This is a genomic window from Micromonospora qiuiae, from assembly GCF_016863555.1.
In the GTDB taxonomy this organism is placed as follows: domain Bacteria; phylum Actinomycetota; class Actinomycetes; order Mycobacteriales; family Micromonosporaceae; genus Micromonospora; species Micromonospora qiuiae.
Genome location: NZ_BOPC01000046.1, coordinates 1 through 13,780, shown reverse-complemented (window position 1 = coordinate 13,780; position 13,780 = coordinate 1). Strand labels below are relative to the sequence as shown.

14 protein-coding genes and 1 tRNA gene are annotated in these 13,780 nt (G+C 72.0%); 5 read left to right on the top strand and 10 right to left on the bottom strand.

Annotation, left to right across the window (positions count from 1 at the left end; genetic code table 11):
* Positions 1 to 133: 133 nt before the first annotated feature.
* Both Vqi01_RS17430 and Vqi01_RS17425 read right to left on the bottom strand, forming a co-directional pair.
* Positions 134 to 205, bottom strand: a tRNA-Gln gene (locus Vqi01_RS17430).
* Between the two features lie 96 nt (positions 206 to 301).
* Positions 302 to 1,105, bottom strand: coding sequence for a fumarylacetoacetate hydrolase family protein (locus Vqi01_RS17425; RefSeq protein WP_204035862.1), 804 nt, complete (start codon positions 1,103 to 1,105; stop codon positions 302 to 304).
* Positions 1,106 to 1,238: 133 nt separating this feature from the next.
* On the opposite strand from Vqi01_RS17425, the gene Vqi01_RS17420 reads away from it, so the two are divergent.
* Both Vqi01_RS17420 and Vqi01_RS17415 read left to right on the top strand, forming a co-directional pair.
* Positions 1,239 to 2,693: a hypothetical protein gene (locus tag Vqi01_RS17420; RefSeq protein WP_239098461.1), complete on the top strand. Its 1,455-nt coding sequence runs from the start codon at positions 1,239 to 1,241 to the stop codon at positions 2,691 to 2,693.
* 90 nt (positions 2,694 to 2,783) lie between these two features.
* Positions 2,784 to 3,668 carry a 3-methyladenine DNA glycosylase gene (locus tag Vqi01_RS17415; RefSeq protein WP_204035861.1) on the top strand — a complete coding sequence of 295 codons (885 nt, stop codon included), beginning with the start codon at positions 2,784 to 2,786 and terminating at the stop codon, positions 3,666 to 3,668.
* Positions 3,669 to 3,684: 16 nt separating this feature from the next.
* On the opposite strand, the gene arfB is transcribed toward Vqi01_RS17415, so the two are convergent.
* The 7 genes from arfB to Vqi01_RS17380 all read right to left on the bottom strand — a co-directional run bounded on the left by arfB (position 3,685) and on the right by Vqi01_RS17380 (position 9,183).
* Positions 3,685 to 4,110 (bottom strand): alternative ribosome rescue aminoacyl-tRNA hydrolase ArfB, encoded by a 426-nt coding sequence (arfB, locus tag Vqi01_RS17410; RefSeq protein ID WP_204035860.1) that lies wholly within the window; start codon positions 4,108 to 4,110, stop codon positions 3,685 to 3,687.
* A gap of 9 nt (positions 4,111 to 4,119) precedes the next feature.
* The gene (locus Vqi01_RS17405) at positions 4,120 to 4,416 is read right to left on the bottom strand and encodes a hypothetical protein (protein ID WP_204035859.1); all 297 of its coding nucleotides are present in this window, start codon (positions 4,414 to 4,416) and stop codon (positions 4,120 to 4,122) included.
* Between the two features lie 110 nt (positions 4,417 to 4,526).
* Positions 4,527 to 5,390, bottom strand: a complete 864-nt coding sequence (locus Vqi01_RS17400; protein ID WP_204035858.1) for a S1C family serine protease — start codon at positions 5,388 to 5,390, stop codon at positions 4,527 to 4,529.
* 70 nt (positions 5,391 to 5,460) lie between these two features.
* Complete coding sequence (locus Vqi01_RS17395; RefSeq protein ID WP_204035857.1) at positions 5,461 to 6,420, bottom strand: VWA domain-containing protein; 960 nt, start codon at positions 6,418 to 6,420, stop codon at positions 5,461 to 5,463.
* Entirely contained in the window at positions 6,417 to 7,412 is a 996-nt protein-coding gene (locus Vqi01_RS17390; protein ID WP_204035864.1) for a DUF58 domain-containing protein, read from the bottom strand. Before Vqi01_RS17390 ends, Vqi01_RS17395 begins: the two co-directional genes overlap by 4 nt.
* Complete coding sequence (locus Vqi01_RS17385) at positions 7,412 to 8,461, bottom strand: AAA family ATPase (RefSeq protein WP_204035856.1); 1,050 nt, start codon at positions 8,459 to 8,461, stop codon at positions 7,412 to 7,414. Before Vqi01_RS17385 ends, Vqi01_RS17390 begins: the two co-directional genes overlap by 1 nt.
* Before the next feature lie 191 nt (positions 8,462 to 8,652).
* Positions 8,653 to 9,183, bottom strand: a complete 531-nt coding sequence (locus Vqi01_RS17380; protein ID WP_204035855.1) for a hypothetical protein — start codon at positions 9,181 to 9,183, stop codon at positions 8,653 to 8,655.
* A gap of 346 nt (positions 9,184 to 9,529) precedes the next feature.
* Between Vqi01_RS17380 and Vqi01_RS17375 the strand changes: the two genes are divergently transcribed.
* Positions 9,530 to 10,534, top strand: a complete 1,005-nt coding sequence (locus Vqi01_RS17375) for an endonuclease/exonuclease/phosphatase family protein (RefSeq protein WP_204035863.1) — start codon at positions 9,530 to 9,532, stop codon at positions 10,532 to 10,534.
* Positions 10,535 to 10,606: 72 nt separating this feature from the next.
* Here the strand turns inward: Vqi01_RS17375 and cimA are convergent, their stop codons facing one another.
* Positions 10,607 to 12,190 carry a citramalate synthase gene (gene cimA, locus Vqi01_RS17370; protein ID WP_204035854.1) on the bottom strand — a complete coding sequence of 528 codons (1,584 nt, stop codon included), beginning with the start codon at positions 12,188 to 12,190 and terminating at the stop codon, positions 10,607 to 10,609.
* A 302-nt stretch (positions 12,191 to 12,492) separates the two neighbouring features.
* Between cimA and Vqi01_RS17365 the strand changes: the two genes are divergently transcribed.
* Both Vqi01_RS17365 and Vqi01_RS17360 read left to right on the top strand, forming a co-directional pair.
* Positions 12,493 to 12,942 carry a PRC-barrel domain-containing protein gene (locus tag Vqi01_RS17365; RefSeq protein ID WP_204035853.1) on the top strand — a complete coding sequence of 150 codons (450 nt, stop codon included), beginning with the start codon at positions 12,493 to 12,495 and terminating at the stop codon, positions 12,940 to 12,942.
* A gap of 79 nt (positions 12,943 to 13,021) precedes the next feature.
* Positions 13,022 to 13,762, top strand: coding sequence for a tyrosine-protein phosphatase (locus Vqi01_RS17360; RefSeq protein WP_239098460.1), 741 nt, complete (start codon positions 13,022 to 13,024; stop codon positions 13,760 to 13,762).
* The last annotated feature ends 18 nt before the right edge of the window (positions 13,763 to 13,780 follow it).

Genomic DNA, 13,780 nt, shown 5'->3' with positions numbered 1-13,780 from the left:
AAAACGCGACACCACCGCGTAGGTGGTGTCGCCGAACTCTACCAGACCTAGCGGTCGACCCTCCCTCGTGGGAGCATCGACGCTGAACTCCACCAGAATCCAGCTGCCTCGATTCTTCCGAACCTCGGCTGCGCTGGGGTACCAGGACTCGAACCTAGACTAACTGAACCAGAATCAGTCGGGCTGCCAATTACCCCATACCCCATCGGCCCCTTGCGGTGCCGGGACCAAACTCTACCCTCCCGGCACCGACAGGCCAAATCAACTTCCTCAAACCGGCTTTGAGCTGCGCAAACAGGGATCAGGTCGCGGGCACGACCGGGTTGGTCAGCTCGCCGATCCCCTCGATCCGGACGGTGACCGTATCCCCCTCCGTGAGCGGGCTAACCCCCGCCGGCGTACCAGTCAGCACGACGTCGCCGGGCAACAGCGTCATCACATGCGAGACGTACGACACCAGCGCCGGCACGTCGAAGACCATGTCGCGGGTACGACCCAGCTGGCGCACCTCCATCTCCTCCGGGTCACGCCCCACCTCGCAGCGGATCTCCAGGTCGGTGACGTCGAGGCCGGTGGTGATCCACGGCCCGATCGGGCAGAACGAGTCGAATCCCTTGGCCCGGGTCCACTGACCGTCGGAGCGCTGGAGATCCCGGGCGGTGACGTCGTTGGCGCAGGTGTAGCCGAAGATGGCCCGCTCCGCCGCGGCCCGGTCCGCCCGGCGTGCCCCCGCCGCGCCGATCACCACCGCCAGTTCGGCCTCGTGCTCGACCTGCTTGCTGAACTCGGGCAGTCGGATCGCGTCCCGGGGACCGATGACCGCGGTGGAGGGCTTGAGGAACAGCAGCGGCTCGCTCGGCACCTCGCTGCCGTGCTCGGCGGCGTGCTCGGCGTAGTTGCGGCCGACGCAGACCACCTTGCTCGGCAGGATGGGCGAGAGCAACCGGACGTCGGACAGCGCCCAACGGACCCCGCTGAACGTGATCTGGCCGAACGGGTGACCCGAAATCTCGGCGACGGTGAGGCCCTGTGGGCCCGTCTCCGGCTCCCCCTCCACGACCCCGAACGACATCCCCTTGGCATGGGCGAAACGAACGATACGCACGAGGCCAATCTAGTCCTGCCGACGACCGGCTGCGGCAGCTTACCCCGCACGATCAGCGCCGGGGCCGGATTCGCCGCTTCGTACCCGCACGACGGGACTGCGCACCTAGCGTCGGCTGCGGAGGTTCGTTCGTATGCCTGCATCGACACGACACCACAGGGCCCTCGCGGCGATCGTGCACTGCGTCGGCTTCCTCACCGCCCTACCGGTGCTCCCGGCGGCCACCGCCCCGGACGCCCCGGCGGCCACCGCCCCGGACGCCCCGGCGGCCACCGCCCCGGTCGCCCCGGCGGCCGGAAGGCCACATGTCGCGGCGGCCGGAAGGCCACATGTCGCGGCGGCCGGAAGGCCACATGTCGCGGCGGCCGGTCGACCACACGTGGCAGTGACGGAAGAGCCGGAGGATCCCGCCGCACCGGAGCCCGACCCCACCATGCTGACGCCGGATCCCGCCATGCCCGCGGCACCGCCGGCGGCACCCACCCCGACGCGGCTCGCCGTACCGCCTCCGGCGCCCAGGGTCAGCGTGGCGGTGGCGCCGGCGAGCAGCGCCGAGCCCGGGTACCGCATCGAGGTCCGCAACGGCGGGAACGCGCCGGTGAGCACCACGGTCCGCCAGGAGCTGCCCCGGGGCGTCTGGGCGAGCTCGATCAGCGACGGCGGCCGGATGGTCCGCCCGGGCGGGTCGACGGCGACTGCGGTGACCTGGCAGCTGCGGTTGCCGCCGCACAGCACCACCACGCTGAACACCACGCTCCGCGCCGCCTCGGTGCAGCAGCCGCTGACCGCTCCGGCGTGCGCGTTCGCCGGGGACGGTCGGCAGCCGTACGACTGCGCGAGCGCCACCTGGACGAACCCGCGCGCCGCGACCGCCGCCCCGCAGGAGCCGTCGGGATGGCGTGACCAGGCGCCGGCTCTGCTGGTCGGCGCGGTCGCAGTGCTGGTGCTCGGCGTGGTGGGGATCGTCACCTGGTGGCGCAACCGGCGGCCGACGGCCGCCGCGCTCGCCTCGGACGGTCCGGGGAGGGTCTATCCGCGCCCGGCGGCACCCCGCCCGTCACGCCGCCGACGCACCCCACCGATCTGGCTGATCGTGCCGGTGGCCGCAACGGTGCTGGCGGCCACGGTCGGCACGGCCGCCTGGACCGCCACCCAACGGGTCGCCGCGATCGACACCGACAGCCAGCCGACCAGTGGCGCCTGGAAGGGCACGGGGGTCAGCGGCAGCCTGGGGGTGCCGCTGCGCGAGGACGCGTTCGAGTTCACCGTCTACCGGATGGCTTGCGATCCCGGTCAGCAGGTACGCCAGTGCCAGGCCACCGTCGGCGTCCGCAACGTCACGCCGGAGCACCAGAGCTGGCACGGCAAGCTGCAACGGGCCTATCTGCCGAACGGCAACTGGGTCACCACCGACGAGTCGGCGACCCGGAAGGCGAACCAGGGACGGGACGTCTTCGCCGAGCCGATGGCGGCGGGCAGCCGCATGGTGCTGCCGCTGGTCTTCACCGTGAACGGACGCGCGGCACCCGAACGGCTGGAACTGCGCAGCGGGGTCTTCTCCGCCGGGGTGCGGGTGGATGTGCCCTGATCGGCGGGCGGCCGGTGGTCGTACTCTTGGGCCGTGACGGGCAGGCAGACGGCGCGGAGTGGGCGGCATGGGCCTCGACCGGTGATCAGCATGTCCGCAGCGCGCTGGTCTCCCCTGCTGGCGGCGCACGAGAGGCGCGCCGACTCGCTCACCGCGGCGCACCGCGCGCGCAAGGCCACCGGGGAACGCCACGCGATCGATGACTTCCTCTACGACTACTACGGCACCAGGCCGTCCGTGCTGCGCCGCTGGCATCCCGGGCTGGGTGTCGCCCTGGCGCCCGGACCGGACGGCCCCGCTCCGCACCGGCAGTGGCGCTGGTACGCCACGGACGCCGACGGGATGGTCCGCTTCGACGCGGCGGCGTTCCTCACCGACCGGGCCGATTCGGTGCGCTTCATCCATCGACTGCTGTCCTCGATCGCTACCCGGCCGGCCTTCACCGGCTGCTTCGGGCTGCACGAGTGGGCGATGGTGTACCGCCAGCGGGACCACCGGCACCCGCTGCCTCTTCGACTCGGGCAGGCGGGCACCGACGCCGTGGTCGAGGCACACCAGATCCGGTGCACGCACTTCGACGCGTTCCGGTTCTTCACGCCCGAGGCGGTCGGCCTCAACCGCCTGCAACCCACCCGGGCCAGCCAGGTCGACCTCGACCAGCCGGGCTGCCTGCACGCCGCGATGGACTGCCACAAGTGGGCCACCAAGCTCGGCCCGGCGGTCCCGGGTGACCTGGCGCTCGACTGCTTCGAGTTGGCCAGGGACATCCGCCTGCTCGACATGCAGGCGTCGCCGTACGACCTGTCCTCGTACGGGCAGCCGGCGGTGACCATCGAGACGCCGGAGGGCAAGGCGGAGTACGTGGCTCGCCAACGCGAGTTCTCGCAGCGCGCCAGCCAGCTACGCGCCCGGTTGATCGAGGTCTGCGGGGTGTTGCTCGCGGCAGTGGAGCCACCGGCGAGGGTGGGAGCCTGACCGAAGTGGGTCGGGCCTACTCGCCGTCCACCCGGCGGTCGCGCTTGCGTTGCGACCGGCGCTTCTTGTCGGCGAGCCGGCGCTCCTTGGCCGCCCGCGACGGGCGGGTCGGGCGGCGGGGTGGCGGTGGCGGGGCGACCGCCTCGCGCAGCAGCGCGGCCAGCCGATCCCGGGCCGCCTCCCGGTTGGCCAACTGCGCGCGATGCTCGCTCGCAGCGATGGTCAGCACCCCGTCGACCAGCCGGCCGGCGAGCCGGTCCAGCGCCCGGGCCCGCAGCGACTCCGGAACGCTCGCCGAGCCGGCCAGGTCGAAGCTCAGCTCGACCCGGGAGTCGGCGGTGTTGACGCCCTGCCCACCCGGCCCGGACGACCGGGAGAAGCGTTCCCGCAGCTCGGCGGCGGGGACGACCCACCGATCGGTCACCCGCAGTCCGTCGTCCACGCCCTGAGGTTAGCGTGCCGGCCGGTCGTCCTGCCCCGTGCTCGGACTCGGTGCCGAGGGGGCGGGCCGCTCCTCGCCACCGACGGCGGCGTAGGCGACCGCCCCGATCAGCAGCAGGACGATCACCCCGATCTTCGTGGTGACCACTTTGATCAGCAGCCACGCGGCCCGGCGTGCACCGGGCACGGTCTTCTTCGCGGCCTGGTAGTCGTTCCAGCCCCGCCTGGCGCGGGCGTACGACGACCCGACGCCACTTCCGACGATGAGGCCCACCACTAGGAGGACCGCAATGAGAGGACGCTCCACTCACGCCAGTATTCATACTCAGCGTAATATTTCCATGGGCCGATCATCCCTCGCCAGAAATCCGACACTTGCCCCGACCTAGGCGTAATCGGACAGTCACCGTCCGTACATCATCCGCCCTTTCCGATGATCGTGTCGGCGGTCTCCTGCACCTGCTCGATCGGGATGGCGAATCCGATGCCGATCGAGCCGTTGCCGTCGATGGTGGCTATCGCGGTGTTCACCCCGACCACCTCGCCCCGCGCGTTCACCAACGGTCCACCCGAGTTGCCCGGGTTGATCGAGGCGTCGGTCTGCACCGCCCGATGCCGGTTGTCGCCGAGCCGCACCTGGCGGTCGAGCGCGCTGACGATGCCAGCGGTGACCGTTCCGGACAGTCCCAGCGGCGACCCGACGGCCAGTACCGGCTCGCCGACCCGGGTGGCTCCCGGCTTGGCCAGCGGCAACGGCGCCAAGCCCGCCGAGGCGGGCACCTTGAGCACGGCGAGATCACTGCCCGGCTCGCGACCGATCACCTCCGCGTCGAACCGCCGGCCGTCCGGCAGCTCCACCGTCACCGGGCCGCCACGCCCCTTGGCCAGAATGTGGTCGTTGGTGATGATGTGCTGCTCGGCGTCGATCGCGAAGCCGGAGCCGCTCGCCGACGCCCCACCGGGCCCGCCCACCAGCACCGACACCACGCCGGGCACGGTCTTCTCGGCGGCGGTGACCAGCTCGGCCGGCACCGGGGCGGCCGATGCGGCGGCGGGGCCCGGAGCATCGTCCCGGCCGGCCACCCAGCCGCCGGCCAGTGCCCCCGAACCGGTGGAGAGCGCCACCACCGCCAGCCCCGCCAACAACCGGCGATGCCAGCCCCACGCCGCGCGGTCACCCGCTCCGGCGGCACCGTCCGGCCGGCCCCGCCCGTCCGGGTCGAGGTCCGGCGAGACGAACCACGGTCCCCGCGGCTCGCCCAGTCCGGTCTGCACTGCCATACGTACGCTCCTCCCGTGTGCGCTCGCCGGCACCCCGGCCGCGGATCGGCCGGGCCGCGCCGACACCAGGTCAGGGCAGGCGGGAGAACCACCGGATCGAGCCGAACGCCGCGCCCATCGCGAACACCAGCCCGAGCCCGATGAACCGCGCCGAGACGTCCTGCCGTACCTTCCGCCAGCCCACCGAGCTGCCGATGTCGTCGTAGACGGCGCGCAGCTCGTCGCTCGTGCCGGCCTGATGGAAGCCACCCCCGGTCTCCTCGGCGACGGCCTGCAACGTCTCCCCGTCGACCGGGACCCGGATCGGCCGCCCGCCCCGGTCGACGAAGCCACTCGGCGTACCGAAGGAGATGGTGTGCACCGGCACCTCGACGGCGACCGCGTCGGCGGCGGCTTCCATCGGATCCACGCCCGAGGTGTTCGCGCCGTCGGAGAGCAGGATGATCCGAGCCGGCGGCGGTTGGGTGGCCGCCTTGTCGTCCAACGCCTGCACCGCGCCGAGCGAGGTGCTGATCGCCTCGCCGATCGCGGTGCCCTGCACGCCGGTCACCCCCTCGGCGAGGCGTGCGATCCCGCTGTGCAGCGCCTCCCGGTCGGTGCCGGGTGGCACCAGCACCGCCGCGCTGCCGGCGAAGGCCACCAGCCCGACATTGAACTCCCGGGGCAGCCCGTCGACGAACCGCCGGGCGGCGCTCTTGGCGGCGCTGAGCCGATCCGGTTCGACGTCGGTGGCGAGCATCGAGGTGGAGACGTCCACGGCCACCACCACGGTGGCGCGTTCCCGGGGCACCCGGACCTCGGCGGTGGGCCGGGCGAAGCCGACCACGAGCAGCGCCAGCATGGCCAGGAAGAGGCCGGCCGGCAGATGCCGGCGCCAGGTCGGCCGCCGGGGCGCCACCCGGTCGAGCAGCCGCAGGTTGGTGAACCGGACGGCGTAGCGGCTGCGCCGGCGCTGCGCCACCAGGTAGGCCACGGCCAGCGCGGCCACGCCGAGCAGCAGCCAGAGCCGGACGGGCGACTCCCAGATCATGCGACACCTCCCGCCGGCACAGCGGCCGGAGCCAGGGCCAGTCGACGCTGGGCCTGCACGTGCCGCACGATGTCGGCCGCCCAGTCCCGGTCGGTACGCAGAGCGAGGTGGGTCGCGCCGGCCCGACGCAGCGCCTGCCGGACCTGGTCGCGCTGGGCGGCGGCGGCCGCCGCGTACCGCTCGCGCAGCCGGCGGTCGCCGGTCCAGACCTCCCGGTGCTCGCCGGTCTCCGGGTCCACGAGCGTGATCAACCCGACGTCCGGCAGCTCCAGTTCCCGCGGGTCGGTGACCTCCACCGCGAGCACCTGGTGCCGCACGGTCAGCCGGCGCAGCGGCCGTTCCCAGGCCGCCGGCGTCGCCGGGTCGTCGGGCAGCCCGTCGAGGAAGTCCGAGACCACCACCACAAGGCCGCGCCGATGAGCGACCCGGCACACCGCGGTCAACGCCTCGGCCAGCTCGGGCACCGGCGCGACGTCCGGGTCGCGACCGCCCACCCGGGGCGCGGCGAGCAGCGCGCGCAGCAGCCCGATCAGATGGGTACGTCCGCTGCGGGGCGGCACCCGGTGCAGCCCGTACGGGGTGAGCACCTGCGCGCCGAGGCGGTTGCCCGGCCCAGCGGTGAGGAAGCCGATGGTGGCGACCGCCGCCACCGCCAGTTCCCGCTTGTCCAGCTCGGCGGTGCCGTACTCCATGCTGGCGCTGGCGTCGACCAGCAGCCAGGTGGTCAGCTCCCGGTCGGCGTCCACCTCCCGCACGTGCGGGACGGTGGTGCGAGCCGTCACCGACCAGTCCATCCGGCGCACCTCGTCCTCGCCGGGCCGGTACTCCCGGCTGCCCGCCGGTTCGCTGCCCGGCCCCGGCAGCAGGCCACGATGCTCGCCGTGCAGCATTCCGTCGAGCCGACGGGTGACGGTGAGTTCCAGCCGGCGCAGCCGCTGGTCCGGGGTGAGATCGGTCAGTCCCGGCTCCGCCGGTGCGGGGCGACGTCCCATCACGCGGTCGCCAGGTCGGTCGCGTGCTCCGGATGCCCGGCCGCCACCCGGGGCAGCGGCACCGCCTCGACCAGCCGGCGCACCACCGACTCAGCGGTCACCCCGTCGGCGACCGCGTCGAAGGAGAGCACCAGCCGGTGGGCGAGCACGTCCACCGACAGCTCCCGCACGTCGTCGGGAAGCACGTACTCGCGGCCCCGCAGCAGCGCCTGGGCCCGCGCGGCGGCGACCAGCCCGAGGGTGGCGCGGGGGCTGGCGCCGTAGGCGAGCAGCGGGGCGAGTTCCGGCAGCCCGAACCGGCCCGGGTCGCGGGTGGCGAGGATGAGCCGGACCACGTACTCGGCGATGGCGTGGTGGACGAAGACCTGCGTGGCGCGGACCTGGAAATCGCGCAACCGCTGCGGGTCCAGCACCCGGTGCGCCCGGGGGCGGTCGGCGCTCATCCGGTAGAGGATGGCCAGTTCGTCGGCGCCGTCCGGGTAATCCACGACGACCTTCATGAGGAAGCGGTCCCGTTGCGCCTCGGGCAGCTGGTAGACCCCCTCCGACTCGATCGGGTTCTGGGTGGCCAGCACGAGGAAGGGTTCCGGCACCCGGTAGCTGCGCCCGCCGATGGAGACCTGCCGCTCTGCCATGGCCTCCAGCAGCGCCGACTGCACCTTCGCGGGCGCCCGGTTGATCTCGTCCGCGAGCACCAGGTTCGCCATGACCGGGCCGAGTTCGACGTCGAAGCTCTCCTTCGACGCCCGGTAGATGCGGGTGCCGACGATGTCCGAGGGTACGAGGTCGGGGGTGAACTGGATCCGGGAGAAAGTGCCGCCGACCACTGTCGCGAGGGTCTGCGCGGCGAGGGTCTTGGCCACTCCGGGTACGCCCTCCAGCAGGCAGTGGCCGTCGGCCAGCAGCGCGGTCAGCAGGCGTTCGACAAGCCGGTCCTGCCCGACGATCACGCGTTTGACCTCGAAGAGAATCTGGTCCAGCTCGGCTGCCGTCGCGTCCAGATCGGCCGGGCTGGGCAGGCTGGCCATGGTGTCCGAGATGTCCGTCACGGTGCTTGCTTCCCGGGCAGGCGGCCCGACAAACGTCGGACTTGCCAGCCCACGGGCACCCTGGGGGCCCTTCCCGGCAGTCCTCTTCCCGTCGTGGTACAAGCCGGACACGCGGCGGTCCGGCGGGCCGGCCGGCGCGATCACGGCGGTGCCGGCCGCCCGATCGGACGGCCGGCACCCGGTGCGGCTGGTCAGCTGAAGACGGCCAGGTGGAAGGGCCGGTCGGCGGGCCTACCGGCCGAGTTGTACGTCTCGATGTAGACCGCGTTCGGGGTGTTCAGGCGAGGCGCCACGGCAATCTCGCCAGCCGGCGGGATGCAGCACTGGAAGTTCGTGCCGATGGTGGCCACGTAGGCGCTGCGGGTCAGGTCGCGATTGAACAGGACCTGGTACTGCCCGGGGCCGAATCTGGTCGCCGAGACCGCGTCGTTGCCACGGATGAGATTACCGCCGACACCCACCACCGCGAAGGAGGTCGATCCGATGATGGCCTCGGTGCCCACGGCCCCCTTCAGCGCGGCCCTGGCCTGCCGGGCCTCCTCCGGCGTCACCTGCGGCTGACCGCTGGCGGCGCCTGCCCGGGCGGCTGGCTGACCGGAATCGACGGGGGCCTGGACGACAGTGGTCGGCTGGGCGGCGACGGCGATGCCGCCACCGGCCAGGGTGAGCGCCAGTGCACTGAAGGCCACCGCCACCGACCTGCGTGAGAAGAATTTGGCCATGACAGGTTCTCCCTTGGTTGACCGGGATGATACGACCGATTCACTTTCCGCAAATCGGAGACTGCAACGAGAACGCGTCGGAACGAACTAACAGCTTCCCCCGGAGAAATGGCCAACCGGGCAAATGACATTGAAGGGCCAAGATCATATCCGGCCTGACCAGTCACTACGCACTCTGAATTCTGGCGCCACAACCATCTGGAAAATAGCACCGGAAAAACGACGAAGTCAACATCCGATCAGCATGTTTCGCGCTCGGATCACAGGGCCGCGATAATTGTGAAAGGTGAGCGTCTCACCTTTCACGAAAGAGCCGATCGGGATTCGATAACCTGATGCCGTGAGCATGCGTACCAACCTGGCAGCGATCCGGCCGACACCGACGACCGGACGGCATCGCCACCGCACCGTCCTCTGCTGGATCACCGTGGCACCCGCGGTCGCCTGGCTCGCCGTCCGGCTCCTCTCCGTCGAACGCGGGCCGTTGGTGCAACTGCTCGCCTTCACGCCGTACGTCGTGGTCGGGTCCGTCGGGCCGCTGGTGCTCGCCCTCGCGCTGCGGCGCCGGTGGCCGGCGGTCGTCGCGGCGCTGACCACCGCCGCACTGCTCGCGGTGGTGGCCCCCCGGGCCCTGCCCACGCCGCAGCCGCCAGCGGCCGGGCCGGCGCTGCGGGTGCTCACCGCGAACCTGCTGGTCGGCTCCGCCGACCTGCGAACGCTGGTCGACCTGGTCCGCACCGAGCGGGTCGACGTGCTCGTGGTGCAGGAGTTCACCCCGGCGTCCGCGGCCGGACTGGACCGGCTCGGCCTCGACCGACTGCTACCGCACCGGCAGCTCAACCCGATGGAGGGCAGCCCCGGCTCCGGGCTCTACGCCCGGCATCCAATCAGCGGCGGCGGTGTCCGCCAGTTGCGCGGCGGATGGGGCTTCACCCAGGCGTACGCGACGGTGACGCTACCCGGCGCGCCCCCGGTCCGCGTCGAGTCGGCCCACCCGGCGGCCCCGTACGCCCTGGATCAGATCGGCTCGTGGCGCAGCGACCTGGCGGCGCAACCGGCGGCCACCCCGGACGGGCCGTTGAGCATCCTCGCCGGCGACTTCAACGCCACGCTCGACCACGCGCCGCTGCGTGCCCTGCTGGACACCGGCTACGCCGACGCCGCCGCAGCGGTCGGCGCGGGGCTCACCGGCACCTGGGGCCCGTACGACGGCGACCCGATCCCGCCCGTGGTGATCGATCACGTGCTGGTCGACCGTCGCATCGCGGTACGCGACGTGGCGGTGCACCCGCTGCCCGACAGCGACCACCGCATGGTCCTCGCCAACCTCCGCCTGCCGGCGGCGGTGTAAGGAAGGGCCCCTTCTTAACGCATAGCGTAGAGAAGGGGCCCCTTATTAACACCTCACACCCGCGACATCCGCCTACACCCGCGCCCGGTTGAGGCCGTAGGTGAGTGCGTCGACCAGGGCGTGCCAGCTCGCCTCGACCACGTTGGGGTGCACCCCGACGGTGGTCCAGCCACCGCCCCGGGCGTCGGCCGTCTCGACCAGCACCCGGGTGACCGCTCCGGTGCCGTGGCTGCCCTCCAGGATGCGTACCTTGTAGTCGGCCAGCTCGAAGTCGCGCAGCTCCGGGTAGTGCCGGCCCAGGCCGGCCCGCAGCGCCTCGTCGAGCGCGTTGACCGGGCCGTTGCCCTCCGCCGTGGCGATCACCCGCTCGCCGCGTACCCGGATCTTGACGGTCGCCTCGGAGACCACCGCGCCGTCCTCCCGATGCTCGACCAGCACCCGGTACGACTCCAGCGTGAAGGGTCGGGCCGGCGCGGCGTCCGGCAGCTCGGAGCGGACCAGCAGCTCGAACGAGGCGTCGGCGGCCTCGAACGACCAGCCGCCGGCCTCCAGTTCCTTGACCCGGTTGGTGACCCGGGACAGCGTCTCCGGATGGCCGGCCAGGTCCAGCCCGAGCTCGCGACTCTTGAGCTCGATGCTGGCCCGGCCGGCCATCTCGGTCACCAGGATCCGCATGTCGTTGCCCACCACCTCGGGTTCGACGTGGTTGTAGAGCAGCGGATCCACCTTGATCGCACTCGCGTGCAGCCCGGCCTTGTGAGCGAAGGCGGCGGCCCCGGCGTACGCCTGGTGGGTGTCGGGGGCGATGTTGGCGATCTCGGCGATGGCGTGGGAGACCCGCACCATCTGCTCCAGGCAGCCCTCCGGTAGGACGGGCATCCCGAGCTTGAGCTGGAGGTTGGCCACGACGGCGAAGATGTCGGCGTTGCCCGGTCGTTCGCCGTACCCGTTGGCGGTGCCCTGCACGTGACGGACGCCGGCCTCCACGGCGGCGATGGTGTTGGCCACCGCGCACGCGGTGTCGTTCTGCGCGTGCATGCCGAGCAGCTCCGGCGCGACGCCGATCCGGTCGGTGAGGTCGGCGATGGCGGCGGTCACCCAGGAGGGCAGCATTCCGCCGTTGGTGTCGCAGAGCACGAACCGCTCGGCCCCGGCGGCGAGGGCGGTCTCCACCACCGAGGCGGTGTACGCCGGGTCGTGGCGGTAGCCGTCGTAGAAGTGCTCGCCGTCGACGAAGACCCGTCGTCCCTCGGCGACCAGGTGGGTCACCGTATCGTGGATCATCGCCAGGTTCTCCTTGGCGGTGGTGCGCAGCGCCCGCTCGACGTGCCGCAGGTCGGCCTTGGCCACCAGGGCGATCGCCGGGGTCTGCGCGGCGAGCAGCCCACGCACCTGCGGGTCGTCGGCGGCGACCGCGCCGGCCCGGCGGGTGGCGCCGAAGGCGACCAGCACCGCGTGCTTCAGATCGAGTTCGGTACGCGCCCGGTCGAAGAACTCGGTGTCCTTAGGCACCGCGCCCGGCCACCCGCCCTCGATGAACCCGACGCCGAACTCGTCGAGCAGTCGCGCCACCGCGAGCTTGTCGACCACCGAGTAGCTGACCCCCTCGCGCTGGGCACCGTCGCGCAGGGTCGTGTCGTAGACCTGGAACGTCATGGGGATCCCTTCGTCAGGCACCGGCCGGCGCAACAAAAAGACCCCCCGCGACTGCGGGAGGTCTGCGCGCTCGGCGAGGGGAGGCCGGCGCGCTAGTTGCCAATAATGCGGGCGGTGCTGGTCACGTACTGCACTCTGCCACCCCGCGACGGCTTTTGGGAGGCGAAATCCACATGTCGGGACGATGGCAGTGGGTGGCCGTACCCGGTGTGTAGGCCCCGCCGGACGGGGTAGGAGTTTTCGGGACAAGGAAACACGTTCCTCCGAGACGACTCAGCGTAGTCGAGGCAGGAGAGATCCCGATGGAGAGGCTCGATCAGCACACCACGCCGGACCCGACCCTTCGCGGCGTCGACCAGGGGGTCGTCATGGGCGACACCCCCGCCGGCAACTTCGACCCCTGGAGCTACCGCGACGAGGCCGGTGTGGCCGGCAGCACCCTGGTCGGCTACAAGGTCGAGGCCACCGACGGCTCGATCGGCAAGATCGACAGCGACAGCAACGAGGTCAACGCCAGCTATCTGGTGGTCGACACCGGGCCGTGGATCTTCGGCAAGAAGGTCATGCTGCCCGCCGGGACCGTGAACCACGTCGACCACGACGAGCAGAAGGTGTACGTCGACCGCAGCAAGGACCAGATCAAGGCGGCGCCGGAGTACGACGAGACGGCCACCGACCCCGCGTTCCGCGACAAGCTCGGCGGCTACTACACCGACACGTACGCCGCGCCCCCGCCCGGCGACCTGCGGTGACCGGAGTTTCCGTTCACCTGTCTGCGGGACAGCGCGACGGCCGGTGGGGCACCGCCCCACCGGCCGTTACCGTGTCAGGGTGGACGCCACCGAGGTAACCCGCAGAATTCCGTTTACCGCGACCTTCAACTTCCGCGATGTCGGCGGCTACCGCGGCCAGGACGGCCGCACAGTCCGTACCGGCCGCCTCTACCGCTCCGACTCGCTGCACCGCATCGGCGACGCCGACCGGGAGGTTTTCACCGCGCTCGGCGTACGGACCGTCATCGACCTGCGCCGCCCCTCCGAGGTGGAGCGGGACGGGCGGGTCCCCGACTTCGACGGGCTCGCCTACCGGCACATCCACCCCGAGCACGCGGAGTGGGGCATGCAGCCGTACCAGCCGGGCAGCGACCTCGCCCGCTACCTCGCCGACCGGTACGCCGACCTGGCCCGCACCGGTACCGCCGGGCTGGCCGAGGCGATCGGCCTGATCGCCGACAGCGCCAACGCTCCGGTGGTGGTGCACTGCGTCGCGGGCAAGGACCGGACCGGCATCGTCTGCGGCCTGACCCTCGCGGTGCTCGGCGTCGAGGACGACGACATCGCGGCGGACTACGCGCTGAGCAGCGAGGCGTCCCGGCGCTTCACCGCCTGGGCCGCCGCCACCTTCCCCAACGCCGCCGAACTGCCGTCGCCGTTCCTCGCCTCGCCGGCCGAGACGATGCTGCTGTTCCTTGCGGAGATCCGCGAGGGTCACGGCTCGATCGACGGCTACCTCCGCCACGCCGGGGTGACCGAGGAGCAGCTCACCGCCCTGCGCACCCACCTGCTCGACTGATCACGCCCCGCCCAACCC